General features: G+C 71.2%; 21 protein-coding genes. 5 read left to right on the top strand and 16 right to left on the bottom strand.

Annotated elements, in window-relative coordinates; genetic code table 11:
* Positions 1-9: 9 nt before the first annotated feature.
* On the top strand, positions 10-792 hold the full coding sequence (gene pgl / locus OG386_RS31895; RefSeq protein ID WP_327386088.1) for a 6-phosphogluconolactonase: 783 nt from the start codon (positions 10-12) through the stop codon (positions 790-792).
* 70 nt (positions 793-862) lie between these two features.
* Here pgl and pgi read toward each other — a convergent pair whose 3' ends face one another.
* The 13 genes from pgi to OG386_RS31830 form a co-directional block, all read right to left on the bottom strand.
* Positions 863-2,518, bottom strand: coding sequence for a glucose-6-phosphate isomerase (pgi, locus tag OG386_RS31890; RefSeq protein WP_328793438.1), 1,656 nt, complete (start codon positions 2,516-2,518; stop codon positions 863-865).
* Positions 2,519-2,668: 150 nt separating this feature from the next.
* Positions 2,669-3,004, bottom strand: coding sequence for an RNA polymerase-binding protein RbpA (locus OG386_RS31885; RefSeq protein WP_010352468.1), 336 nt, complete (start codon positions 3,002-3,004; stop codon positions 2,669-2,671).
* Between the two features lie 181 nt (positions 3,005-3,185).
* Positions 3,186-3,416, bottom strand: coding sequence for a preprotein translocase subunit SecG (gene secG, locus OG386_RS31880; RefSeq protein ID WP_030720398.1), 231 nt, complete (start codon positions 3,414-3,416; stop codon positions 3,186-3,188).
* 130 nt (positions 3,417-3,546) lie between these two features.
* Entirely contained in the window at positions 3,547-4,323 is a 777-nt protein-coding gene (gene tpiA, locus OG386_RS31875; protein WP_327386087.1) for a triose-phosphate isomerase, read from the bottom strand.
* A gap of 6 nt (positions 4,324-4,329) precedes the next feature.
* On the bottom strand, positions 4,330-5,544 hold the full coding sequence (locus OG386_RS31870) for a phosphoglycerate kinase (RefSeq protein ID WP_328790968.1): 1,215 nt from the start codon (positions 5,542-5,544) through the stop codon (positions 4,330-4,332).
* 131 nt (positions 5,545-5,675) lie between these two features.
* A complete protein-coding gene (gap, locus tag OG386_RS31865) occupies positions 5,676-6,683 on the bottom strand; it encodes a type I glyceraldehyde-3-phosphate dehydrogenase (protein ID WP_030009077.1) in 1,008 nt (335 codons plus the stop codon).
* 232 nt (positions 6,684-6,915) lie between these two features.
* The gene (locus OG386_RS31860) at positions 6,916-9,876 is read right to left on the bottom strand and encodes a M14 family metallopeptidase (protein ID WP_328790967.1); all 2,961 of its coding nucleotides are present in this window, start codon (positions 9,874-9,876) and stop codon (positions 6,916-6,918) included.
* Between the two features lie 138 nt (positions 9,877-10,014).
* On the bottom strand, positions 10,015-11,010 hold the full coding sequence (whiA, locus tag OG386_RS31855) for a DNA-binding protein WhiA (protein WP_030009075.1): 996 nt from the start codon (positions 11,008-11,010) through the stop codon (positions 10,015-10,017).
* A complete protein-coding gene (locus tag OG386_RS31850; protein WP_327386084.1) occupies positions 11,001-12,065 on the bottom strand; it encodes a gluconeogenesis factor YvcK family protein in 1,065 nt (354 codons plus the stop codon). Before OG386_RS31850 ends, whiA begins: the two co-directional genes overlap by 10 nt.
* Positions 12,062-13,009 carry an RNase adapter RapZ gene (rapZ, locus tag OG386_RS31845; protein WP_030009073.1) on the bottom strand — a complete coding sequence of 316 codons (948 nt, stop codon included), beginning with the start codon at positions 13,007-13,009 and terminating at the stop codon, positions 12,062-12,064. Before rapZ ends, OG386_RS31850 begins: the two co-directional genes overlap by 4 nt.
* Entirely contained in the window at positions 13,006-15,021 is a 2,016-nt protein-coding gene (gene uvrC / locus OG386_RS31840) for an excinuclease ABC subunit UvrC (protein ID WP_328790966.1), read from the bottom strand. Before uvrC ends, rapZ begins: the two co-directional genes overlap by 4 nt.
* Before the next feature lie 267 nt (positions 15,022-15,288).
* Complete coding sequence (locus tag OG386_RS31835) at positions 15,289-16,089, bottom strand: hypothetical protein (protein ID WP_328793437.1); 801 nt, start codon at positions 16,087-16,089, stop codon at positions 15,289-15,291.
* Positions 16,090-16,094: 5 nt separating this feature from the next.
* Complete coding sequence (locus OG386_RS31830) at positions 16,095-16,703, bottom strand: papain-like cysteine protease family protein (protein WP_328790965.1); 609 nt, start codon at positions 16,701-16,703, stop codon at positions 16,095-16,097.
* 229 nt (positions 16,704-16,932) lie between these two features.
* Between OG386_RS31830 and OG386_RS31825 the strand changes: the two genes are divergently transcribed.
* A complete protein-coding gene (locus tag OG386_RS31825; protein WP_328790964.1) occupies positions 16,933-17,865 on the top strand; it encodes a hypothetical protein in 933 nt (310 codons plus the stop codon).
* A gap of 61 nt (positions 17,866-17,926) precedes the next feature.
* On the opposite strand, the gene OG386_RS31820 is transcribed toward OG386_RS31825, so the two are convergent.
* The gene (locus OG386_RS31820) at positions 17,927-18,358 is read right to left on the bottom strand and encodes a Rieske (2Fe-2S) protein (protein ID WP_328790963.1); all 432 of its coding nucleotides are present in this window, start codon (positions 18,356-18,358) and stop codon (positions 17,927-17,929) included.
* 119 nt (positions 18,359-18,477) lie between these two features.
* Between OG386_RS31820 and OG386_RS31815 the strand changes: the two genes are divergently transcribed.
* On the top strand, positions 18,478-19,359 hold the full coding sequence (locus OG386_RS31815) for a carbohydrate kinase family protein (protein ID WP_328790962.1): 882 nt from the start codon (positions 18,478-18,480) through the stop codon (positions 19,357-19,359).
* Here the strand turns inward: OG386_RS31815 and OG386_RS31810 are convergent.
* Positions 19,349-19,990 (bottom strand): TetR/AcrR family transcriptional regulator, encoded by a 642-nt coding sequence (locus tag OG386_RS31810; protein ID WP_328790961.1) that lies wholly within the window; start codon positions 19,988-19,990, stop codon positions 19,349-19,351. The two genes, OG386_RS31815 and OG386_RS31810, sit on opposite strands and share 11 nt — an antisense overlap.
* A 66-nt stretch (positions 19,991-20,056) precedes the next feature.
* Here OG386_RS31810 and OG386_RS31805 point away from each other — a divergent pair, with 66 nt between their 5' ends.
* Positions 20,057-20,707: an NAD(P)-dependent oxidoreductase gene (locus OG386_RS31805; RefSeq protein ID WP_328790960.1), complete on the top strand. Its 651-nt coding sequence runs from the start codon at positions 20,057-20,059 to the stop codon at positions 20,705-20,707.
* Positions 20,708-20,787: 80 nt separating this feature from the next.
* Here OG386_RS31805 and uvrA read toward each other — a convergent pair whose 3' ends face one another.
* Entirely contained in the window at positions 20,788-23,781 is a 2,994-nt protein-coding gene (uvrA, locus tag OG386_RS31800; protein WP_328790959.1) for an excinuclease ABC subunit UvrA, read from the bottom strand.
* Between the two features lie 187 nt (positions 23,782-23,968).
* Between uvrA and OG386_RS31795 the strand changes: the two genes are divergently transcribed.
* Positions 23,969-24,658: a maleylpyruvate isomerase family mycothiol-dependent enzyme gene (locus OG386_RS31795; protein ID WP_328790958.1), complete on the top strand. Its 690-nt coding sequence runs from the start codon at positions 23,969-23,971 to the stop codon at positions 24,656-24,658.
* Positions 24,659-24,663: the final 5 nt, after the last annotated feature.

Here is a 24,663-nt window from a genome sequence, read left to right as displayed (position 1 = left end):
CACATGGGTATGACGACTCCCCAGGTCGTCGTCCACCGGGACAAGGAGCTGATGGCGCAGGCCACCGCGGCCCGGCTCATCACGAAGATCGTGGACGCGCAGACGGCCCGCGGCACCGCGTCCGTCGTCCTCACCGGCGGACGCAACGGCAACGGCCTGCTCGCGGCACTGGCCGCCGCCCCGGCGCGGGACGCGATCGACTGGTCCCGGCTGGACCTGTGGTGGGGTGACGAGCGGTACGTCCCCGCCGACGACCCCGAGCGCAACCACACCCAGGCCCGCGAGGCCCTCCTGGACTCGGTCCCGGTGGACCCCGCCCGGGTGCACGTGATGCCCGCCTCGGACGGCCCGTACGGCGGCGACGTGGACGCCGCGGCGGCCTCCTACGCCGCCGAGCTGGCGAAGGCGGCCGGACCGGAGGACCACGGTCCGGTCCCCCGGTTCGACGTGCTGATGCTGGGCGTCGGCCCGGACACGCACGTGGCCTCGCTGTTCCCGGAGCACCCGGCGGCCCGCGAGACCGAGCGCACGGTGGTCGGCGTGCACGGCGCCCCGAAGCCCCCGCCCACCCGGATCTCGCTCACGCTCCCGGCGATCCGGGCGGCCCGTGAGGTCTGGCTGCTGGCCGCGGGCGAGGACAAGGCCGGGGCGGTCTCCCTGGCCCTCGGCGGCGCGGGCGAGGTCCAGGCCCCGGCCGCGGCGGCGTACGGCCGCTCCCGCACCCTGTGGCTCTTGGACCGCGCGGCGGCGGCCAAGCTCCCGACCGGCATGTACCCCCCGGCCTCTTCCTGACCGGGGTCGGCCTGAACGGCGATGGGCCCGCTCCCCCGAGGGGGAGCGGGCCCATCGCCGTTCTCCGGCGTCAGCTACGGCCGCGCAGCTTCCGGTACGTGGCCACGAGTGCCTTCGTCGAGGCGTCCAGCCCCGGCACGTCGGCGCCCTCGGTCAGCGCGGGCTCGACCCGCTTGGCGAGCACCTTGCCGAGTTCGACGCCCCACTGGTCGAAGGAGTCGATGTTCCACACCGCGCCCTGGACGAACACCTTGTGCTCGTAGAGCGCGATCAGCTGGCCCAGCACCGCCGGGGAGAGCTCCCCCGCCAGGATGGTGGTCGTCGGGTGGTTCCCGTGGAAGGTCTTGTGCGGGACCAGCGACTCCGGGGCGCCTTCCGCCCGCACCTCGTCCGCCGTCTTGCCGAAGGCCAGCGCCTGGGTCTGCGCGAAGAAGTTCGCCATCAGCAGGTCGTGCTGGGCCGCCGGGGCCGCCTCCAGCTCCGCCACCGGCCGGGCGAAGCCGATGAAGTCCGCGGGGATCACCTTCGTCCCCTGGTGGATCAGCTGGTAGTAGGCGTGCTGCCCGTTGGTGCCGGGCGTGCCCCAGACCACCGGGCCCGTCTGCCACTCCACGGGATTGCCGTCGCGGTCCACGGACTTGCCGTTGGACTCCATGTCGAGCTGCTGCAAGTACGCCGTGAACCGCGAGAGGTAGTGGCTGTACGGGAGCACCGCGTGCGACTGGGCGTCGAAGAAGGCGCCGTACCAGATCCCCAACAGGCCCATCAGCAGCGGCGCGTTCTCGTGCGCGGGCGCCGTGCGGAAGTGCTCGTCCATGGCGTGGAAGCCGCCGAGCATCTCACGGAAGGCGGCCGGGCCGATCGCGATCATCAGCGAGAGGCCGATGGCGGAGTCGAAGGAGTAGCGTCCGCCGACCCAGTCCCAGAACCCGAACATGTTGGCCGGATCGATGCCGAAGTCGGTGACCTTCTCGGCGTTGGTGGACAGCGCCACGAAGTGCCGGGCCACGGCCGTCTGGTCGCCGCCCAGCCCGGCGAGCAGCCAACCGCGCGCCGAGGTGGCGTTGGTGATGGTCTCGATGGTGGTGAAGGTCTTGGAGGCGATGATGAACAGCGTCTCGGCCGGGTCCAGGTCCCGCACGGCCTCGTGCAGGTCCGCGCCGTCGACGTTGGAGACGAAACGCACCGTCAGATCGCGGTCGGTGAAGGCGCGCAGGGCCTCGTACGCCATGGCCGGACCGAGGTCGGAGCCGCCGATGCCGATGTTGACGACGTTCTTGATGCGCTGGCCGGTGAAGCCGGTCCACGCTCCCGACCTGATCCGGTCGGCGAAGTCCGCCATCTTGTCGAGGACGGCGTGCACGCCCGGGACGACGTCCTCGCCGTCGACCTCGACGACGGTGTCCGCCGGTGCGCGCAGGGCGGTGTGCAGCACCGCCCGGTCCTCGGTCGTATTGATCTTCTCGCCGCGGAACATCGCCTCGCGCAGCTCGGCCACGCCCGTTGCCTCGGCCAGCTCGCGCAGCAGCGCGAGCGTCTCGTCGGTGACGAGGTGCTTCGAGTAGTCGATGTGCAGGTCCCCGACCTGCAGGGTGTAGCCGGCGCCGCGGCCGGGATTCTGCTCGAACAGTTCCCGCAGATGCGTCTGCCCGAACTCCTCCCGGTGCTTGCCGAGGGCAAGCCACTCCGGCGTCCGGTTCAACTTCGTGCGCGTGCCTGCGTTCATCTCGGACATCAACCCACTTCTTCCGTCCTGTCGTGCCCCGCCGTTCACCAACTTAAGGGATCACAAGCGGCAGAACGCACACGAAGAGGCCCGGTGACACAGGAGAAGTTCCTGTGTCACCGGGCCTCGTGCCACATGCTTCGAGCCGTCTCAGATCTCGCCGCGGAGCTTGGCGAGCGCCTCGGCGAGGATCGCCTCGCCGTCGGCGTCCGAGCGCCGTTCCCGTACGTACGCCAGGTGCGTCTTGTACGGCTCGGTGCGCGGCGGCGCGGGCGGGTTGTCCCGGTCCTGGCCGGCCGGGAACCCGCAGCGCGGGCAGTCCCAGGTGTCCGGCACCTGCGCATCGCTGGCGAAGCTCGGCTGCGTCTCGTGCCCGTTCGAGCACCAGAAGGAGATGCGCAGGCGGGGCGCGGACTCGCCGCGCTCCGCCTCACCCATCGGCCCCGCTCCGACCCGGCTACCACGGATCGCGTTGCCACTTGCCACGGTCGTAACTCCCTGCGTGATGGTGCCGCGGAAGGTGAGTGGAATTCCGCCGCGGAGCGCCCAAGTCTACGTAAGGCCCAACGCACGTCCAGTGAGCGGAGTTACTGATTCCACGCGATGGACGCCGGCCCTCATGATAGGCCGGGCGGTGCCGACCGGACTGCCGGAATGGCCAGAACGGTCAGGTGCTCGACTTCGTCAGCAGACCGAGCGCGACGATGCACGCGAACCACAGCAGACCGACGACCACGGTGATGCGGTCCAGGTTGCGCTCCGCGACGGAGGAACCGCCGACCGACGACTGCATACCGCCGCCGAACATGTCGGAGAGGCCGCCGCCCTTGCCCTTGTGCATCAGCACGAGCAGCATCAGCAGGGCGCTGAAGACGATCAGGGCGATCGAGAACCCCATAATCACGGCTGATTCCTACTTTCTGGCTTTTTCGGGCTTTCCGGCATTGCGAGATGTGCACGGGGGCCAGGGGCTGATGCATCAGCCTCTGGCCCCCGCAAGGGTACGACGGATCCGCCCTACCGCATACTCACTGGTCGCGGAAGCGGACGATCTTGACGAACTCCTCCGCGTCCAGCGCCGCGCCGCCGATCAGGGCGCCGTCGACGTCGGGCTGGGCCATGATCGCCGCGATGTTCCCGGACTTCACGGAGCCGCCGTACTGGATGCGGACCTTGTCGGCCAGCTCCTGCGAGTACAGCTCGGCGAGGCGGCCGCGGATCGCCCCGCAGACCTCCTGGGCGTCGTCGGGGGTGGCGACCTCGCCGGTCCCGATGGCCCAGACGGGCTCGTAGGCGATCACGATGGACTCGACCTGGTCGGCCGGGACGCCTTCCAGGCCGCCGTCGAGCTGGCTCAGCGTGTAGGGGACCTGCTGGCCGGCCTTGCGGATGTCCAGGCCCTCTCCGACGCACAGGATCGGGGTGATCCCGTGCCGGAAGGCGGCCTTCACCTTGGCGTTGCAGATCTCGTCGCTCTCGCCGTGGTACTGGCGGCGCTCGCTGTGGCCGACGGCCACGAACGTGCACTTCAGCTTCGACAGCATCGGGCCGGAGATCTCACCGGTGTAGGCGCCGGAGTCGTGCGCGGAGATGTCCTGGGCGCCGTACTTGATCTTCAGCTTGTCGCCGTCGACCAGGGTCTGGACCGAGCGCAGGTCGACGAAGGGCGGCAGGACCGCGACCTCGACGGCGTCGTAGTCCTTGTCGGCGAGGGCGAAGGCGAGCTTCTGGACGTGGGCGATGGCCTCGAGGTGGTTGAGGTTCATCTTCCAGTTGCCCGCCATGAGCGGGGTGCGCGTGGTCATACGGGTTCAGCCCTCCAGGGCGGCGAGGCCGGGGAGCGTCTTGCCCTCGAGGTATTCGAGGGAGGCGCCGCCACCGGTCGAGATGTGGCCGAATGCATTCTCGTCGAAGCCCAGGATGCGGACCGCGGCGGCACTGTCGCCACCGCCGACGACGGTGAAGGCGCTGCTGTCGAGCAGGGCCTGGGCGATCGCCGTGGTGCCCCCGGCGTAGTCGGGGTGCTCGAAGACGCCCACCGGACCGTTCCAGAAGACGGTCTTGGCATCGGCGATCTTCGACGCGTACAGCTCGCGCGTCTCGGGGCCGATGTCCAGGCCCTCCTTGTCGGCGGGGATCTTGTCCGCGTCGACGGTCTCGAAGGTGGCCGGGGTCTTGCCCTTGAGGTCCGGGAACTCCGAGGAGACCAGCACGTCGACCGGGAGGACCAGCTCGACGCCGGTCTTCTCGGCGCGCTCCATGTACTCCTTGACCTTGTCCACCTGGTCCTTCTGGAGCAGGGAGATGCCGACCTCGTAGCCCTTGGCGTAGAGGAAGGTGTAGGCCATGCCGCCGCCGATGAGGATGCGGTCGGCCTTGCCGAGCAGCTCGTCGATGACGGCGAGCTTGTCGGAGACCTTGGCACCGCCGAGGACCACCACGTACGGGCGCTCGACCTCGGCGGTCAGCTTCTTCAGGACGCCGACCTCGGTGGCGATGAGGTAGCCGGCCCCGTGCGGGAGGCGGGCCGGGAGGTCGAAGACCGAGGCGTGCCCCCGGTGCACGGCGCCGAAGCCGTCGCCCACGTAGAGGTCGGCGAGCTCCGCGAGCTGGTCCGCGAAGGCGCCGCGCTCGGCGTCGTCCTTCGAGGTCTCACCGGCGTTGAAGCGCAGGTTCTCGATCACGGCGACCTGGCCGTCGGCCAGGGCCGCGACGGTCTCCTTGGCGGAGGCGCCGACGGTGTCGGTCGCGAACGCCACGTCCACACCGAGCAGTTCGCCGAGGCGCGTGGCGGCCGGGGCCAGCGAGAACGCCGGCTCGACGCCGGTGCCCTTGGGGCGACCCAGGTGCGAGGCCACGATGACGCGGGCGCCGGCTTCGGCGAGCTTCGCGATGGTGGGCTGGACGGCGCGGATGCGGCCGTCGTCGGTGATGGTGCCCTCGGCCAGCGGAACGTTCAGGTCCGCGCGGACGAAGACCCGCTTGCCCTTGACGCCTTCGGCGAGCAGTTCATCGATCGTCTTCATGTATTTCTACTCCTTTGAGCCTTCACTCGAAGGGCGAGGAAGGATAACGAGGCAAGCAACAGGGCCCGTGCGGCGCATCGTCGCGCTGCTCGGACCCTGTGCTTCACATCGTGGTGCCTTGCCCTACGTTTTTAGAGCTGACCGCCGACGAAGACGGTGAGGTCGACGAGACGGTTGGAGTAGCCCCACTCGTTGTCGTACCAGCCGACGACCTTGACCTGCGTACCGTCCTGAACCATGGTCAGGGAGGAGTCGAAGGTGCAGGACGCGGGCCAGTTCACGATGTCGGAAGAGACGATCGCGTCCTCGGTGTAGTCGAGGATGCCCTTGAGCTGCCCCTCCGAAGCCTTCTGGAAGGCCGCGTTGATCTCTTCCACCGTGGTCTCGCGGGAGAGCTCCAGCACCAGGTCGGTCACCGAGCCGGTCGGGACCGGGACGCGCATGGCGATGCCGTCCAGCTTGCCCTTGAGCTGCGGGAGGACCAGCGCGGTCGCCTTCGCGGCACCGGTGGAGGTCGGGATGATGTTCTCGGCGGCGGCGCGGGCGCGACGCAGGTCCGAGTGCGGGAAGTCCAGGATGCGCTGGTCGTTCGTGTACGCGTGGACCGTCGTCATCATGCCCTTGACGATGCCGAAGTTCTCGTCGAGGACCTTGGCCATCGGCGCCACACAGTTGGTGGTGCAGGAGGCGTTGGAGATGACGTGGTGGTTGGCCGCGTCGTACTTGTCGTGGTTGACGCCCATCACGATGGTGATGTCCTCGTCCTTGGCCGGAGCCGAGATGAGGACCTTCTTCGCGCCCGCGGCGATGTGCTTGGCGGCGTCGGCCTTCTTCGTGAAGATGCCGGTCGACTCGATGACGATGTCGGCGCCCAGCTCGCCCCAGGGGAGGTTGGCGGGGTCACGCTCTGCGAAGGTCTTGAAGGTCTGGCCACCGACGGTGATGCTGTCGTCGGTGTGGGAGACCTCGGCCTTGAGACGGCCCAGGATGGTGTCGTACTTGAGCAGATGCACCAGGGTCGCGTTGTCAGTCAGGTCGTTGACACCGACGATCTCGATGTCCGCTCCCTGCTCCAGGAGCGCCCGGAAATAGTTACGGCCAATTCGGCCAAAACCGTTGATGCCTACGCGGATCGTCACGAACCGATCTCCTCGTTGGTGCGCCGGTAAGAGCGCCGGCGAGCTGTATGGGATGTCCCCGACCGATTACGACCCTACCCCTCCGTGAGCTTTTGGGTGACATCGGTCGGGGCCTGACACTCCCCCTACTTCCCGGGGGTATTCCCGCGAGGGTCCCGTTCCGGACACTCCGGAACGGGACCTTCGAACTTCGACCCCCGTCACTCAGGGTGAGTGACGACCGGGGCTCCGATCAGCGGTGCAGTGTGCGCAGCGCCTTACCGATGAGTAGGGCACGGTCCGCCGCGGTGGGCATGTGCTCCAGGCCGAAGCCCAGCAACACCGTGTCACGCGTGGTGACCGCAGCGTAGGACTTGAACAGTTCCCCGGACCGGGCCCATTCGCCGGGAACCTCGGGACTTCCGGCCGGTGCGGTCTGTGCCGTCCAGGCTCCGAGGGACGTCTCGAATCCCTCTACGGGCTGGTCCGCGCCCTTGACGGAGAGGCGGGCCTCGTCCGCGAAGACGCCGCGGCCGCCCGAGCCCGGGTCGGTGATGTAGGAGAGCGAGAGCTCAACGCTCTTGCCGGCGTAGGCGCTCAGATCGAAGGAGACCTGCTTCCAGCCGCCGGAGGAGCCGGTGAAGCTGTTCCACGTGCCGCTGGTGCCCTGCGGGGTGCAGCCGGCGGCGCCGAGCGTGAGGTAGTGGCGCAGGAACGGGTGTCCGTTGACGAAGAACCCGGCCGCGCATTCCTCGGGGACGGCGGAGCTGCTCAGGCCGCCCGCGTCCGGCAGGGTGGTCCAGTCGTCGCCGCCGGCGGTCCGGGCCTCCAGCGCGGCGTGGTCGTAGCCCTCCTCGACGTTCCAGTTGAGCGCCAGCTTCAGCTGCGGCTGGTCGGCCGCGGTGACCCCGGTGAGGTCGATCGTGCGGACGAGGCGCTTCCAGTCGTCGTCGGCGTGCAGGGCCGCGGCCATGCCGGTGCCGGCGTAGGGGGCGTACGGGTTCACGACCCCGGTGAAGGCTCCCGCCTGGGCGCTCTTGAACTGCGGGAACTGTGCGGGCGCCAGCGTCTCGGAGGTCACGGTGTACCCGCCGGGGGCGTTCAGCGGGTTGCCCGCGGCGTCCCCGACGTTGCCCCGGGCGCCGTTCAGGGCGCCGGCGCCGGCGAAGCCGGTGGCTCCGGCGGTGCTCGTCCGGCTGTACGCACCGAGCCAGTACTGGCTGAAGTCGTTGGTCACGGCGCGGCCGACCTGGGCGTTGCCACCCGCCAGCTCGCCGGCCTCGATCAGCTTGCCGCCCTCGTTCAGGAAGTCGCGCACCGCCAATTGGGTGTCGCCGCCGGGGGTCTTGGCCCCCGTGTAGTGGACGGCCGTACCGAAGTGGGAGAGGACGCCGAGGTGGTGCGGGGCGCCCTGGACGGCGACGTCCCAGACCGCCGCGGATTTGCCGTTGGCGCGCAGGGCGTCGACGTAGGTCTGGGCGTGCTGGGCCTTGGCCCCCTCTTCCGCGATCACCAGGACGTCCGCGCGCGGCCGCTCGGCCACCGTGTACGTGAAGTGCTCGCTGGAGACCTGCTTGCCGGAGCGGTCGCGGCCGGTGAACCAGACCTCGACCTTGTCACCGGGCTTCGCGCCGTCGACCTCGGCGCGGTACTCGTCGAACCAGTTGTTGTCGTCGCCGCCGTAGACCTCGCCGCCCTTCCAGGGCCGCAGGTCCTCGTCGTGCGTGCGGCCGCCGTTGATCCGGAAGTTGAGTTCCTTGTCCTTCAGCGCCTTGCGGGCCGTGACGGAGACCGTCTGGTCCTCGCCGCGGGCGGCGTAGGACGTGGCGAAGGCGTCCACGGTGAAGTCCGCGGCGCTCAGGCCGACCGAGGAGGACGGGCGGTCCGGGTGCGCGGCGCTCTCGCCGACGGAGAGGGCGAAGGGGACGTTCTTGGCGAACTCCGCCTGGATGAGCTTCTCGTCGTCCGGGAAGTTGAAGCCGGAGGCGCAGTCCTCGGGCTGCCACTGGTCGTTCGGGTCGCTCGCCGAGGCGGTCTGGCAGGTGGTCATCTCCGGCGTGAACATCATGGTGCCGTTGACGTTGGAGGCGTGGCCGTCGGCCTCGCCGTTGGTGGTGTAGAGCTCGGAGGAGACCTGCGGGTAGTAGCCCGGGACGGCGGGGTTCTCCGGGGTGCCGGCGAGCGCCTTGTAGGCGACGTCGTCGGGGGTGGGGGTGGCGACCTGCCAGCCCACGCCGTAGAGGATCAGTTCGGCGGCGGAGTGGTAGTTGACGGCGTACTCGAAGCCGATGCGCTTCTCGAAGCGGTCGAGGGCGACGGTCTCGGGCTCGGAGGAGGCGCTCGGGCCCCGGTAGGTCTCGTTCGCCTGGGTCGGCGAGGAGCCCTCGTTGTCGTAGCCCCACTTGAAGGCGAAGTTCCGGTTGAGGTCGACCCCGTCGCCGGGGCCGGTCTTCCCGTCACCGTTGTTGTCGCGCAGGTTCTTGCGCCACAGCCGCTGGCCGTCGGCCGCGTGCGTGTAGTCGTACCCGTCCGGGTTGGCGGAGAGCAGGAACCACAGCTCGCTGGAGTCCACCAGCTTGGTGATCCGCGGGTCCTTGCCGTAGTTGTCGAGCGTGTGGTGCATCAGCCGCCGGGTCATCTCGGGGGTGATCCACTCACGGGCGTGCTGGTTGGACATGTAGAGGACCGACGGCTTGTCACCGTCCTTGGTCTTCTTGGCGTTCTTGCTGACCTTCAGGGCGAGGATGTCCTTGCCCTGGACGGTCTTGCCGATGGAGACGACCTTGGTGAGCCCCGGGTTCTCCTGCGCGGTCCGCAGGATCTCCTCCTGGAGACCGCCCTTGCCGCTGTACGGACGGAACACCCCGTCCCCGGCGGCCTTGGCACGGGCCAGGCCCTGGGCGGGGACCTTGCGCTCGGCCAGCTTGACGCCCTGGGCCGCGAGTTCCTCGGCCTGGCCGCCGCTGAGGAAGAGCTCGACGCGGGCGGTGCCGGTCTCCGGGGCCCGTTCGGTGAGCTCGTGCGCGTCCTGCCCCGCGGCGAGGACCAGCGGGACCTGCTCCCGGGTGATGTCGGCGTCGTAGACGCGTACCTCGTCGGCGCCGGATGCGGCGCCGGGTCCCGGCTGGGCCTGGGCCGCGGCGGGTAGCACGGCGAGTGTGGTTCCGAAGACGAGTGCGCTTGCGGCGAGGATCGATCTCGCGCGGTGACTCATGTGCCCCCCTGGGCGTCGTCTGCCACGAAAGCGTTCGGACGCCAGACTCAAGACCGGCCCATGCTCATGTCAATGGGGCGTGCGGCAAAGGGGCCCGCACGAGTGATCGTGCGAGCCCCTTCAGCCGTACGGGACGGACTAACCGGCCATGTTGTCGGCCATCTCTTCGCTGAGGTCGAGGTTCGACTCGGTGCCCGGGATACCGAGGTCCTGGGCCCGCTTGTCGGCCATCGCCAGCAGGCGTCGGATCCGGCCGGCGACCGCGTCCTTGGTCAGCGGCGGGTCGGCGAGCGCGCCCAGCTCCTCCAGGGAGGCCTGCTTGTGCTCCATGCGCAGCCGGCCGGCCGCGGCCAGGTGCTCGGGGACCTCCTCGCCGAGGATCTCCAGCGCGCGCTGCACGCGGGCTCCGGCGGCCACCGCGGCCCGCGCCGAGCGGCGCAGGTTGGCGTCGTCGAAGTTGGCCAGGCGGTTGGCGGTGGCGCGCACCTCGCGCCGCATCCGCCGCTCCTCCCAGGCCAGGACCGACTCGTGCGCGCCGAGCCGGGTCAGCAGCGCCCCGATCGCGTCGCCGTCGCGGACCACGACCCGGTCCACTCCGCGCACCTCGCGCGCCTTGGCCGCGATGGACAGCCTGCGGGCGGCACCCACCAGGGCCAGGGCGGCCTCCGGGCCGGGGCAGGTGACCTCCAGGGAGGAGGACCGACCCGGCTCGGTGAGCGAGCCGTGGGCCAGGAAGGCGCCGCGCCAGGCCGCCTCCGCGTCGCAGGTCGCCCCGGAGACCACCTGCGGGGGAAGCCCCCGGATGGGGCGTCCGCGGCCGTCCACGAGGCCCGTCTGGCGCGCCAGCTGGTCACCGCCGGCCACGACGCGGACCACGTAGCGGCTGCCGCGGCGCAGCCCGCCGGGGGCCATCACCACGAGGTCCGAGGAATGGCCGAAGATCTCCAGGATGTCCTTGCGCAGGCGTCTGGCGGCGATCCCCGTGTCCAGCTCCGCCTCGATGACGATGCGGCCGCTCACCAGGTGCAGCCCGCCCGCGAACCGAAGGATCGCCGAGACCTCCGCCTTCCTGCAGCAGGTCCGGGTGACGGGCAGGCGGGAGATCTCATCCTTCACCGCAGGCGTCATCGCCATGGGCCGATCCTTCCATGCATCCGAAAAATACGGTCGTACGCGGCGGCCAGCAGCTCCGGGTCGTGCTTCGGAGAACCGTCCTGCCTGGCCACGGGCGCCAGCTCGACCGCGGCACCGAACCGTTTCGCGGCATCGGCGAGGGACTCGCGGTCGGGCACGGCGGCCTCGTCGGCCAGCACCACGTCCAGGGCGAGTTTAGGGGCGTGTCGGGCCAAAACCTCCAAATGACGCTGCGGAGAGAAGCCCTCTGTTTCGCCGGGCTGCGGCGCGAGGTTCAGCGAGAGGACCCGCCGGGCCTTCGTCTCCATCAGCGCGTCCAGCAGTTCCGGCACCAGCAGGTGCGGAATGACCGACGAGAACCAGGACCCCGGACCGAGCACCACCCAGTCGGCGTCCAGGACCGCGGCCACGGCCTCCGGCACGGCCGGCGGATCGCTCGGCACCACCTGTACGGAGAGCACCTCGCCCGGGGTCAGCGCCACCGTGGCCTGCCCGCGGACGGTGTCCACGTCCTCGGGGCGGGCCGGGTCGTGCCCTCGGACCAGGGCCTGCAGCTCCAGCGGCACCGCCGACATCGGCAGGACGCGGCCGTGGGCCCCGAGCAGCTTGCCGACCAGGTCGAGGGCCTGGACGGGGTCGCCGAGCTGTTCCCACAGGGCGACGATCAGCAGGTTGCCGACGGCGTGCCCGTGGAGATCGCCCTCGGACTGGAAGCGGTGCTGGATGACCCGGGCCCAGGTCTGGCCCCAGTCGTCGTCACCGCAGAGCGCGGCCAGCGCCTTGCGCAGGTCGCCGGGCGGGAGCACGCCGAGCTCCTCCCTGAGCCGGCCGCTGGAACCGCCGTCGTCGGCCACGGTGACCACGGCGGTGAGGTCACCGGTGATCCGGCGCAGTGCGGCGAGGGAGGCCGACAGGCCCTGGCCGCCGCCGAGCGCCACCACCTTGGGCGTGGCGCCGCGCCGGCGGCCGGAGCGGCCGGAGCGGCCCGCGCCGTCCTCGCCCCGGCCCGGGGTGAGGCGGCGCAGGCGGCTCAGCCGCGGGGTCCGAGCAGTCACTCGCGCCCCATGTCCCGGTGGACTACGACGGTCTCGACTCCCTCGGAGGCGAGGCGGGCGGCGAGCTTCTCGGACATGGCCACGCTGCGGTGCTTGCCGCCCGTGCAGCCGACCGCGATGGTCACGTAGCGCTTGCCCTCGCGGCGGTAGCCGGTGGCGATGAGCTGGAGCAGCTCGGTGTAGCGGTCGAGGAACTCCTTGGCGCCGGGCTGGCTGAAGACGTACCCCGACACCTCCTCGTTGAGCCCGGTGAAGGGGCGCAGCTCCGGAACCCAGTGCGGGTTGGGGATGAAGCGGCAGTCGACGACCAGGTCGGCGTCGACGGGGAGGCCGTACTTGTAGCCGAAGGACATGACGGTGGCCCGCAGCTCGGGCTCCTCGTCCCCGGCGAACTGGGCGTCCATCTTCGCGCGCAGCTCGTGCACGTTCAGGCTGGAGGTGTCGATCACCAGGTCGGCGTCGCCGCGCAGCTCGCGCAGCAGGTCGCGCTCGGCGGCGATGCCGTCGGTGATGCGCCCGTCGCCCTGGAGCGGGTGCGGGCGGCGGACCGACTCGAAGCGGCGGACCAGCGCGTCGTCAGAGGACTCCAGGAAGACGATGCGGCGGGTGACGCCCTTGCTGTCGAGGTCGGCGAGGGACTCGCGCAGGGCGTCGAAGAACTGGCGACCTCGGACGTCGACGACGACGGCGATGCGCGCCACGTTGCCCTGGGAGCGGGCGCCGAGCTCGACCATGGTCGGGATCAGGGCCGGCGGGAGGTTGTCGACGACGAACCAGCCGAGGTCCTCCAGACACTTCGCCGCCGTACTGCGGCCGGCCCCGGACATGCCGGAGATGATCACCAGCTCGGGGATGGCCGCCTCGGCGGTCTCGCCGGGCTCCACTGTCGTGCCCGTACTCACCTGTGCTCCGTCTCGGTCGTGCGCGGTCTCGTGCTCGGTCATTGCTCGGTCCCCCGTTCGGACGATGCTCCCGCGGGCGCGGGGGTCTCATCCTCAATGATCTCTCCTGTGGCCGTATTGACGGCAGGACCAGCGGGAACCGCCTGGGCGAGGGCCGCGGCCACGGTCTCGGCCGTCTTCCGACCTATGCCCGGGACCTCGCAGATCTGGTCGATTGTCGCCTGTTTCAGCTTCTTCACCGAACCGAAGTGCTTGACCAGGGCCTGCTTGCGGCTCTCGCCGAGGCCGGGCACCTCGTCCAGCGGGCCGGATTTCAGGCGCTTGCCGCGCTTGCTGCGCTGGTACTGGATGGCGAACCGGTGGGCTTCGTCACGTACCCGCTGGAGCAGGTAGAGGCCCTCGCTGGTGCGCGGCAGCACGATCGGGTCGTCCTCGCCGGGCAGCCAGACCTCCTCCAGCCGCTTGGCGAGACCGCACACGGCGACGTCGTCGATGCCGAGCTCCTCCAGGGCCCGCTTGGCGGCGGCGACCTGCGGCTGCCCGCCGTCGACCACGACGAGCTGGGGCGGGTACGCGAACCGCTTGGGCCGCCCGTCGTCCTCGGGCACCGGTCCGGCATCGCCGTCGTCCTCGGGGGCCCACTCGCCCGTCTTGAGCTTCTCCTGGAGGTAGCGGCGGAAGCGCCGGGAGACCACCTCGTGCATGGAGCGGACGTCGTCCTGCCCCTCGAAGGACTTGATCTGGAAGCGCCGGTACTCGCTCTTGCGGGCCAGCCCGTCCTCGAAGACGACCATCGACGCGACGACGTCGTCACCTTGCAGGTGGGAGATGTCGAAGCACTCGATGCGCAGCGGGGCGCTGTCGAGGTCCAGCGCCTCGGCGATCTCCTCCAGGGCCCGGGAGCGGGTGGTGAGGTCGCTGGCGCGCTTGGTCTTGTGCAGGGCGAGGGACTGCAGCGCGTTGCGGTGGACGGTCTCCATCAGGGCCTTCTTGTCGCCGCGCTGCGGTATCCGCAGGCTGACCTGGGACCCCCGGCGCTCGGCCAGCCACTGGTTCACTGTCGGCGTGTCCTCGGGGAGGGCCGGCACCAGCACCTCCTTGGGCACGGCCTCGCCCTTCTCCTCGCCGTACAGCTGCTGGAGGGCGTGCTCGACGAGCCCGGCCGTGTCGACGGCCTCGACCTTGTCGGTGACCCAGCCGCGCTGGCCGCGGACCCGACCGCCGCGGACGTGGAAGATCTGCACCGCGGCTTCGAGCTCGTCCTCGGCCACGGCGATCAGGTCGGCGTCGGTGGCGTCGGCGAGCACCACGGCGTTCTTCTCCATCGCCCGGCGCAGCGCCCCGATGTCGTCGCGCAGCCGGGCGGCCTTCTCGTACTCCATCTCCTCGGCCGCCGCGTGCATCTCCTTCTCCAGCCGGGAGAGGTAGGTGCCGGTGCGGCCGGCCATGAAGTCGCAGAAGTCCTCGGCCAGTTCGCGGTGCTCCTCGGGGGTGACCTTGCCGACGCAGGGGGCGGAGCACTTGCCGATGTAGCCGAGCAGGCAGGGGCGGCCGATCTGGGCGGAACGCTTGAACACGCCCGCCGAGCAGGTCCGCACCGGGAACACCCGGAGCATCAGGTCGACGGTCTCGCGGATCGCCCAGGCGTGCCCGTACGGGCCGAAGTAGCGCACGCCCTTCTTCTTGGGTCCGCGCATGACCTGGACCCGCGGGTACGCCTCATTGAGGGTGACGGCGAGGGAGGGGTAGCTCTTGTCGTCCCGGTACTTGACGTTGAACCGGGGGTCGAACTCCTTGATCCACGAGTACTCCAGCTGGAGCGCCTCGACCTCGGTGGACACCACGGTCCACTCGACGGAGGCGGCCGTGGTGACCATGGTGGCGGTACGGGGGTGCAGGCCGGCGATGTCCTGGAAGTAGCTGGCCAGGCGTTGGCGCAGGCTCTTGGCCTTCCCGACGTAGATCACCCGGCGGTGCTCGTCGCGGAACTTGTAGACCCCGGGGGAGTCCGGAATCTGTCCCGGCTCGGGGCGGTAACTGGAAGGGTCGGCCATGCCAACCACCCTACTGGCGCGCACCGACAACCGACCGTACGCCTCCGACGCGGCCTGCGGATCCGGACGGCGCCCCCGCGGGCCATCCGGGCTCCGCTCTCTCAGCCCCGCCGGCGTTTGAGGCGCGGGCCCGGGCAATCCAGCCCCGCCGGCGTTTGAGGCGCGGGGTCCGGGGCGGAGCCCCGGGAAACGGCGAAAGGGCGGGGCGGGGAGAGCCGCCCGCAGGGCCCGGCCTCCGGCCGTAGCCGGACCCTGCGGGTGCGGGGGCTACCCCGCGGCTACGCCCCGGCGCCGCCGCAGGGCGAGCAGCACACCGGCCCCGCCCAGCGCGAGCGCCCCCGTGCTGCCGGCGACCGACGCCACGCCGTCCCCGGCCGAGGCCGAGGCCGACGCTTCGGCGTAGCCACCCGCCATGCCGCCCTCCGCGTACGGGGAGCCGGGGAGCTTGTCCCCGTACGCCTTGGCGACCCGCGCCCGGTAGGCGCCGAGCGTCGTGCCCCCCGCACCCACGGCGCGCACGGCGTCCTCGTCCAGCGGCAGCACCCGGCTGCCCCCGGCCACGTACCAGGCGTCGATCTGCGGCTCCCGGAACACCGTCCCCCCGGGGAGTTTCGCCGCGCCCAGCTGCGCGTAGCGGAACTCGTCGTCGCCGGTGGCGATGTTCACGACCTGCCAGCCGACCTCCGTCCGCGCGGTCCACAGCGCGGCCTGCTGCCCGTCGGAGGAGACGGCCTTGCTGGCGAGGAACTCCAGGCGGGCGACGGGTGCGCCCGCTCTGCCCGCGACGAACTCCGGGGAGAGGTGGTTGACCGGTATCGCCTCGCCCTCGATCCGGGGCTGCGCGGCCGTGCGGGAGACCTTGCCGTCCCGGGCGAAGAAGCGGGAGAGGGTGGCCAGGGTGTCGGGGGCGGTGGCCGCCTGCGCGGCGGCGGCCTTGTTCTCGGCGGTGGCGGCATGTGGCTGCGGCACCGGGCCCCCGGGAGCCGCGGTGGCCTGCGGGGCGAGGCCGAGGAGGGCGGTGGTGGCGAGGACCGCGGCTGCAGCGGCGGTGGCGGCGCGCAGGGTCATGGCGGTCACGCCCCGATCCGGTAGAGGGAGTGGGTCCAGGAGAAGGTGCTGTTGTTCACGTACCAGGCGTGCGAGGCCCAGTTGTAGCGGTCGCTGGAGGGCCAGGGGTCGCCCCAGTAGACCCAGTTGCTCGCGGCGTCGTAGCCGTAGACGACGTGCATGTGGCCGCCCCCGTTCGACCACTGGATGCGGGTCTCGATCGGCCGGTCGGCGTTGATCTCGGTCTGGACGGTGGAGTACTGGAGCCAGCCGTTGACGTACGAGCCGGGGTTGATGCCGGCCCAGCGCAGTCCGGTCTGGACGTTGCCCAGGGTGGCCTGGTTGTTGGGGCATTCGCTGCCTTGCTGGCGGCCCAAGGCGGCGTTGCAGAACTGGTTCTGGCTGTAGTTCCGGCCGAACCAGGTGGCGATGGTGTTGCCGCCGGCGGCCCAGCACCAGTTGGTCTTCGTCTGGGCCTGCATGGTGATGTTCAGGCGCTTGGCGGCGAGGGCGGAATCGGTGCCGACCTCGGCAGCGGCGGCGGTGCCGGCGCCGAGGGGCAGGGCGAACAGCAGAGCGGTGAGCACGGCGGTGAAGCAGGCGGCTGGGGAATGCCGCCGGTTTCGGTTGCGCATCGCGTTCCTCCCGGTGTGGGGTGTGGGGGGTGGAGGAGCGCGTCCGGACGCTGTTCAGGAGCATCAGGGAGTTGTCGCGATCAGGTCAACACGCTTCAATACGCGGTGACATTGCTGTGTGAACGGTGGGGCTGCGGTGTGAACGGTTACTGCCGTGTCACCTGGTCCCCCGGAGCCGCCGCCGCGATCCCCCGCGCCGGCCCGTGTGAACGTTCACGAAGGAGTCGCCGTGCGACCGACCGAGGACACGACGGAACTCGGCCAGTTGCTGCGCGGCGGCCCCTTCCACCTCGCCCTGCGCACCGCCCTCGCCGCGCGCGGTCTGCCCCTGCACCGGGTGCAGCACCGGCTCGCGACCCAGGGCATCAAGGTCGGTGTCACCAGCCTCAGTTACTGGCAGCAGGGCGCCCGGCGGCCGCGTCACCCGGAGTCGCTGCGGGCGGTCAGCGCCCTGGAGCGGATCCTGGAACTGCCCGACGGCGCCCTCCTGCGCCTGCTGGCCGCCCAGGATCCCGGGCCCGGGCCCGCGCGCCCGCCCACCCGCTCGTACCGGGCCCTGTTCAGCTTGGGCGGGACGGTGGAACAGCTGCTGGACGGGATGGACCTCCCGCCGGACGGCGGGCTGCACTCGGTCGGCCACCACGAGCGGGTCCGCATCGGACCGGCGGGCGAGCTACGGGTCCGCGAGTCGCAGCAGATCGTCCGGGCGCACCGCGACGGCGTCGACCGCTACCTGGCCGTCCACCACGGCGACCCCGGCTGCGACGTGTCCCGGATGCGCGTGACGGCGTACGAGAACTGCCGCACGGGCCGGGTGCGCTGCCACCCCGAGTCCGGGGTGGTGGTCGCCGAGCTGCTCTTCGACGCGCGGCTGCGGCGCGGGGACACCCACGTCTTCGGCTACGGGATCGAGGACGGCACCGGAGCCCGCAGCGGCGAGTACGTGCGCGGGTTCAGCTACGCCGGCGGCCAGTACATGCTCCAGGTCAGCTTCGACGAGGCGGCCCTGCCGGTGCGCTGCCGACGCTTCGCCCGGGGCGGGCCCCAGGCCCCGCGGACCGGCCTCGCGGACCTGACGCCCAGCGGCCGGCACCGGGCGGTCCACCTGGTGGAGCAGTCCGTGCGGCGCGGGATCCTCGGGATCGCCTGGGACTGGGACTGACGTCCGGGTGCGGTCGCGGGTTCGGTCGCGGTCCAGTCGCGGGTCCGGTCGCGGGCGCGGGTCAGCCCGCGACGAGCTTGCCGTTCTCGGCCCGGACCGGGACGGCGGGCAACGGGGCGCCGGCCGGGCCGCGCAGGACCTTGCCCGTGTTCACGTCGAAACGGCTGCCGTGGCAGGGGCAGTTCCCCTCGCCCTCGACGATCTTGTCCAGGACGCAGCCGGCGTGCGTGCACTGGGCACTGAAGGCCTTGTACTGGCCCTCCGCCGGGCAGCTGACGATCAGCTTGTCCTCCCGGTACAGCTTCGCGCCGCCCACGGGGACATCGGCCGCGGCGCCCAGGTCCACCGGCGCGGTGGGCGTGGCGGGGGTGTGACCGCCGCTGTTGGTTTCGGTGGAGCAGGCCGCGAGGGTCGCTCCGGCGCCCGCGGCCCCGGCGAGCGCGGCGGCGCCCTTGAGGACGGTACGGCGGGCGGGCGACTGCGGCGCGGGCATGCGGTTCTCCTGAGGTGCGGGCGCGGGGGAAGGGGTGCGGGGCGGGGCGCGGGCCGGAACCCGGCCGGGGCACCGGCCCACCCGACGATACCTCCGTCCGATGAGGTAGCTTCCCCCGCGTGATCGTCGTCGGCGGAGAAGCCCTCATCGACCTGGTGCCCGTGGCGCAGCCGCCCGGGGCGCTGCTGCCCCGGCCGGGCGGCGGACCGTACAACACCGCGCTCGCGCTCGGGCGGCTCGGCGCCGAGGTGGCCTTCTGTTCCCGGGTCTCCTCGGACGGCTTCGGGGAGGGCCTGCTGGCCGGGCTGCGGGCCGCCGGGGTGGACCTGTCGCTGGTCCAGCGCGGACCGGAGCCGACCACGCTCGCCGTGCCCTCGCTGGCCCCGGACGGCTCGGCCTCGTACGGCTTCTACGTCGAGGGCACGGCGGACCGGCTCTTCGCGCTGCCGCCCGCCCTCCCGGACCGGGTACGGGCCCTCGCGCTCGGCACCTGCTCGCTGGTCCTGGAACCGGGCGCGAGCGCGTACGAGGCCTTGCTGCGCCGGGAGTCGCGGCGCGGGGTGCTGACCCTGCTGGACCCGAACATCCGGCCGGCGCTGATCGCGGACCCGGCGGCGTACCGCGCGCGCTTCCTGGAGCGGCTGCTACCGCACACGGGCGTCCTCAAGCTGTCGGAGGAGGACGCGGCCTGGCTGGGCGGTCGGGTCGGGGACTGGCTGGCGGCCGGGCCGTCGGCGGTGGTGCTGACCCGGGGCGCGGCGGGCATGACGGCGTGGACGCGGGAGGGCGGGGAGTACTCGGCGGTGGCCCACCCGGTGGCGGTGGTGGACACGATCGGTGCGGGCGACACCGTCAACGCCGCCCTGCTGAACCGGCTCGCCGCCCGGCCGGGCGGCCCGGTGGACTGGCCGGAGGTCCTGGCCCACGCCGCCCATGCGGCGGCCCTGACCTGCACGCGGGCGGGCGCGGAGCCCCCGTACGCGGCGGAGCTCAGCGAATAGCCGCCCAGACGGTGCGGGCCACGGCCGGAGCGAACTCCTCGACCGGCTGGACCACGTGGGCCCCGGAGAAGTGCAGGAAGAAGGCCCGCTGGAAGCAGGCGCCGAGCAGCAGGGCCGCTGCGGCCCGCGGATCGGCGTCGGGCCGCAGCCGGCCGGCGTCGAGCTCGCGCCGCAGCCGGCCGGCCAGCGCGTCGAGGACCAGGTGCGGTCCGGCCCCGATCTCCTGGACGCCCTCGCGGTGGCGGGTGAGCAGGGCGGGCTCGGCGAAGAGCGAGGCGGCCATGGGCATGGCGTCGGCGTAGAAGAGCGAGGCGTGCCGAGCGATGGCGACGAGCCCCTCTTCGACCCCCTCCTCGCCCTCGTCCCCGGCCCCGCCCTCGACTCCCCGCTCCCCCGGACCGGCCTGTAGGGCGGCCATGAGCGGGCCCGCGTTGGGGGTGCGCTCCAGCAGCACGCGGACGAACAGCTCCTCCTTGTTCGCGAAGTACTTGTAGAGGGCGGCCTCCGAGCAGCCGGCCTCGCGGGCGATGGCCTTGGTGGTGGCGTTGGCCAGGCCGCTGGTGCGCATCAGCTTCTCGGCGGCATCGAGCAGCCGCTCGGGGGTGGGACGGCTTGACTTCGAGGTGAGCATTCACTCACCCTAGCGGAAGCAGGGGTGAGTAAACACTCACCCACCTCTCGGTGCGGGGGTACGACGATGAAGATCACGGTGTTCGGAGCCACGGGCGGCGTCGGCCGCGAGGTCGTCCGGCAGGCGCTCGACGCAGGGCACGAGGTGACCGCGGTGGTCCGGGACCCGGCGCGGCTGCCGGTTCCCGCGCACGAGCGGCTGCGGGTGGTCACGGTGGCCGACGTGACCGACCCGGATGCAGTGCTGGCCGTGGTCGGCGGGCAGGACGCGGTGGTCTCCGCGCTGGGCGCGACCAACAACAAGCAGGCCAGGGCGAATCCCCTCGCGGGCCCGGCCCTGGGCGCGATCGCCTCGGCCATGGACCGGGCGGGGGTACGGCCGCTGTCGGCGGTGAGCGCCGCGCCCGTCGGCCCGCTGCCGGAGGGCGAGGGGATCTTCACCCGCGTCGTGGTCTACCCGCTGTTGCGCCGACTGCTGCGCGACCTCTATGCGGACCTCGCGGACATGGAGGCGGCGATGGCCGCGAGCGGTACCCGGTGGACGGTCGTCCGGCCGCCGATGCTGCAGGACAAGCCACACACCGGCACCTACCGCCGCGCGATCGGCGCCAACGTGCGCGGCGGCCGTGTCATCCCGCGCGCGGACGTCGCGGACGCCCTCCTGGCCGCCCTGACGGATCCGGCCTGGACCGGCCGCGCGGTGGGCGTCGCCTCCTGAGCGGAGCCTGAGCGGAGCCGACGCAAGAGGGCCCGGCCATGGGCCGGACCCTCCCGTGGGGCGTGAACGCGGCTCGGCGGTTACGCCTTGCGCGCCCGGGCCGTCGTCTTCTTGGCCGGGGCCGCCTTCTTCGCGGCGACGGCCTTGGTGGCCGCCGCCTTCTTCGCCGGGGCCTTCTTCGCCGGAGCCTTCTTGGCCACCGGCCGCGCCACGGGCGCCCCGTCCGACACCCGGTCCGCGCCCAGGATGTCCCGCAGGAACTTGCCCGTGTGGCTGGCGCCCACCGAGGCCACCGCCTCCGGCGTACCTTCGGCCACCACCAGACCGCCGCCGTAGCCGCCCTCCGGGCCCATGTCGATGACCCAGTCCGCGGTCTTGATGACGTCCAGGTTGTGCTCGATGACGATCACCGAGTTCCCCTTGTCCACCAGCCCCGACAGCACCTTGATCAGCTTCGAGATGTCCTCGAAGTGCAGACCCGTGGTCGGCTCGTCCAGCACGTAGACCGTCCGGCCCGTCGACCGCTTCTGGAGCTCGGAGGCCAGCTTCACGCGCTGCGCCTCGCCGCCCGACAGGGTCGGCGCCGACTGGCCGAGGCGGACGTAGCCCAGGCCGACCTCGTTGAGCGTCTTGAGGTGACGCGCGATCGTCGGCACCGCCTCGAAGAAGCCCAGCGCTTCCTCGATCGGCATGTTCAGGACTTCCGCGATGGACTTGCCCTTGTAGTGGACCTCCAGCGTCTCCCGGTTGTACCGGTCGCCGTGGCAGACCTCGCACGGGACGTAGACGTCCGGCAGGAAGTTCATCTCGATCTTGATCGTGCCGTCGCCGGAGCAGTTCTCGCACCGGCCGCCCTTCACGTTGAAGGAGAAGCGGCCCGGCAGATAGCCGCGCACCTTCGCCTCCATGGTCTCCGCGAACAGCTTGCGGACGTGGTCGAAGACACCCGTGTAGGTGGCCGGGTTGGACCGCGGGGTGCGGCCGATCGGCGACTGGTCGACGTGCACGACCTTGTCGACGAGGTCGTCACCGTCGACCCGCGTGTGCCGTCCCGGCACCGAGCGGGCGCCGTTCAGCTCGCGCGCCAGGTGCGTGTAGAGGATGTCGTTGACCAGCGTCGACTTGCCCGAACCCGAGACACCGGTCACGGCCGTCAGCACACCCAGCGGGAAGGACACGTCGATGTCCCGCAGGTTGTTCTCCTTGGCGCCGTGGACGGTCAGCTTGCGCTCCCCGTTCACGGGCCGGCGCACGTCCGGGATCTCGATGGACTTCTTGCCCGACAGGTACTGCCCGGTCATCGACTCGGTGTTCTTCAGCAGCTCCTTGAGCGAACCGCTGTGCACCACCTTGCCGCCGTGCTCGCCCGCGCCCGGACCGATGTCCACGACCCAGTCGGCCACCTTGATGGTGTCCTCGTCGTGCTCGACCACGATGAGCGTGTTGCCCATGTCCCGCAGCCGCACCAGGGTCTCGATCAGCCGGTGGTTGTCCCGCTGGTGCAGACCGATGGAGGGCTCGTCCAGCACGTAGAGCACGCCGACCAGACCGGAGCCGATCTGGGTGGCGAGCCGGATGCGCTGCGCCTCGCCGCCCGACAGCGTGCCGGCGGCCCGGTTGAGCGAGAGGTAGTCGAGACCGACGTCCACGAGGAAGCGGAGCCGCTCGTTGACCTCCTTGAGGACCCGCTCGGCGATCTTCTTGTCGCGGGCGTCGAGGCGCATCCGCCCCAGGAAGTCCGCGCACTCGCTGATCGACATCGCGGCGACCTCGGCGATGGACTTCTCCATCACCGTCACGGCGAGCACGATCGGCTTGAGGCGGGTGCCCTCACAGGTCGGGCAGGGCACCTCGCGCATGTAGCCCTCGAAGCGCTCGCGACTGGCGTCGCTCTCCGACTCCGCGTGCCGCCGCTTGACGAACGGCACGGCGCCCTCGAAGGCCGTCGTGTACGCCCGCTCGCGTCCGTACCGGTTGCGGTAGCGGACCTCGATCTGCGTCTTGTGCCCGTACAGCAGGGCCTTCTTCGCGCGGGCGGGCAGCCCGGCCCACGCGATGTCGGTGCGGAAGCCCAGTTCCCCGGCGAGCGCGCCGATCAGCCGCTGGAAGTAGTCCTTGGTGTGGCCGAGCGACCACGGCGAGACCGCGCCCTCGTCCAGGGACTTGTCCTCGTCCGGAACGATGAGCTCCGGGTCCACCTCCATGCGCGTACCGATACCCGTGCACTCGGGACAGGCGCCGAAGGGCGAGTTGAAGGAGAAGGAGCGCGGCTCCAGCTCCTCGAAGGACAGGTCGTCGTAGGGGCAGTAGAGGTGCTCGGAGTACATCCGCTCACGCTCGGGGTCGTCCTCGGCGAGGTCGACGAAGTCCAGGATCACCATGCCGCCGGAGAGGCCGAGGGCGGTCTCCACGGAGTCGGTGAGCCGGCGCTTGGCGCTCTCCTTGACGGTGAGGCGGTCGATGACCACCTCGATGGTGTGCTTCTCCTGCTTCTTCAGCGTGGGCGGCTCGGAGAGCTGGATGGTCTCCCCGTCCACGCGCGCCCGGCTGTAGCCCTTGGTCTGTAGGTCGGAGAAGAGGTCGACGAACTCGCCCTTGCGCTCGCGCACCAGCGGCGAGAGCACCTGGAAGCGGCTGCCCTCGGGGAGCGCGAGGACCTTGTCGACGATCGCCTGCGGCGACTGGCGCGAGATGGGACGGCGGCACTCGGGGCAGTGCGGCTTGCCGATGCGGGCGAAGAGGAGGCGGAGGTAGTCGTAGACCTCGGTGATGGTGCCCACGGTCGAGCGCGGGTTGCGCGAGGTCGACTTCTGGTCGATCGAGACGGCCGGGGAGAGGCCCTCGATGAAGTCGACGTCGGGCTTGTCCATCTGCCCGAGGAACTGGCGGGCGTACGACGAGAGCGACTCGACGTAGCGGCGCTGGCCCTCGGCGAAGATCGTGTCGAAGGCCAGGGACGACTTGCCCGACCCGGAGAGTCCGGTGAAGACGATGAGTGAGTCGCGGGGCAGGTCGAGCGAGACGTTCTTCAGGTTGTGCTCGCGAGCGCCACGAACGATGAGACGGTCGGTCACGCCGGTCCGCACCTTTCTTGAGAGAGCGGGGGCACGGGCCCCCGTCCCAGGGTATGGGGGGCGCCTCTGCGATGGACTGGGTCCTTGGACTTCCGAGCGTATAGCACGCACATTCGATTTACGGCACTCCGCAGACCGCTTCACCCAATCGTGTGGCCGCGCCCGGTGAGCCACTAGGCTCGCCGTCATGACTGATCATGTGCACGACCTGCGATCTGTACGTGAAGCCACGGACCGGCTGCTGACCGCTGTCGCGAAACTGGACAACGCAGCCCTCGCCGAGGAGTCACACCTCCCGGGCTGGACCCGCGGCCACATCCTGGCCCACCTCGCACGCAACGCGGACGCGCTCGTCAACGTCTTCGAGGGACGCCCGATGTACGAGAGCGCCACCGCCCGCGACGCCGACATCGAGCGCGACGCCGGCCGCACCCTCGAAGAACACCTGACGGACCTCCGTGATTCCGCGGCCCGCTTCATGGCCACCACCGAGCCCGACCAGGACTGGTCGCGCACGGTCGAGCTGCGCAACGGCGTCACGGACCTCGCCGCCAACGTGCCCTTCCGGCGCTGGGTCGAGGTCGATCTGCACCACGTCGACCTGAACATCGGCTACGAGCTCTCCGACCTCCCGGACGAGTTCACCGAGCGCGAGATCGACTTCCTCGCCGACCGCTGGTCCGGCCGCCCCGAGGTGCCGCCGGTGGCCCTCGTCGCGACCGACGGCCGGCGCCGGCGCACCGGGTCCGCCGGGGACCCCGCCGTGACCGTCTCCGGCACCGCCGCGGGACTGCTGGCCTGGCTGGCCGGCCGCGGCGACAAGGGCGCCTCCCTGACCACCTCCGGCGGCCCCCTCCCCACGCTCCCCCCGCTCTAGGATCA

This window comes from Streptomyces sp. NBC_00273, assembly GCF_036178145.1.
Taxonomy (GTDB): domain Bacteria; phylum Actinomycetota; class Actinomycetes; order Streptomycetales; family Streptomycetaceae; genus Streptomyces.
This window is presented reverse-complemented; position numbering and strand designations above follow the sequence as displayed.

Excerpts from the sequence above, each read along its gene's own strand:
- pgl (WP_327386088.1), top strand. The coding sequence starts at position 10 with ATGACGACTCCCCAGGTCGTCGTCCACCGGGACAAGGAGCTGATGGCG.
- pgi (WP_328793438.1), bottom strand. The coding sequence starts at position 2,518 with ATGAACGCAGGCACGCGCACGAAGTTGAACCGGACGCCGGAGTGGCTT.
- secG (WP_030720398.1), bottom strand. The coding sequence starts at position 3,416 with ATGGGGTTCTCGATCGCCCTGATCGTCTTCAGCGCCCTGCTGATGCTG.
- tpiA (WP_327386087.1), bottom strand. The coding sequence starts at position 4,323 with ATGACCACGCGCACCCCGCTCATGGCGGGCAACTGGAAGATGAACCTC.
- OG386_RS31870 (WP_328790968.1), bottom strand. The coding sequence starts at position 5,544 with ATGAAGACGATCGATGAACTGCTCGCCGAAGGCGTCAAGGGCAAGCGG.
- OG386_RS31860 (WP_328790967.1), bottom strand. The coding sequence starts at position 9,876 with ATGAGTCACCGCGCGAGATCGATCCTCGCCGCAAGCGCACTCGTCTTC.
- whiA (WP_030009075.1), bottom strand. The coding sequence starts at position 11,010 with ATGGCGATGACGCCTGCGGTGAAGGATGAGATCTCCCGCCTGCCCGTC.
- rapZ (WP_030009073.1), bottom strand. The coding sequence starts at position 13,009 with ATGACCGAGCACGAGACCGCGCACGACCGAGACGGAGCACAGGTGAGT.
- uvrC (WP_328790966.1), bottom strand. The coding sequence starts at position 15,021 with ATGGCCGACCCTTCCAGTTACCGCCCCGAGCCGGGACAGATTCCGGAC.
- OG386_RS31835 (WP_328793437.1), bottom strand. The coding sequence starts at position 16,089 with ATGACCCTGCGCGCCGCCACCGCCGCTGCAGCCGCGGTCCTCGCCACC.
- OG386_RS31830 (WP_328790965.1), bottom strand. The coding sequence starts at position 16,703 with ATGCGCAACCGAAACCGGCGGCATTCCCCAGCCGCCTGCTTCACCGCC.
- OG386_RS31820 (WP_328790963.1), bottom strand. The coding sequence starts at position 18,358 with ATGCCCGCGCCGCAGTCGCCCGCCCGCCGTACCGTCCTCAAGGGCGCC.
- OG386_RS31810 (WP_328790961.1), bottom strand. The coding sequence starts at position 19,990 with ATGCTCACCTCGAAGTCAAGCCGTCCCACCCCCGAGCGGCTGCTCGAT.
- OG386_RS31805 (WP_328790960.1), top strand. The coding sequence starts at position 20,057 with ATGAAGATCACGGTGTTCGGAGCCACGGGCGGCGTCGGCCGCGAGGTC.
- OG386_RS31795 (WP_328790958.1), top strand. The coding sequence starts at position 23,969 with ATGACTGATCATGTGCACGACCTGCGATCTGTACGTGAAGCCACGGAC.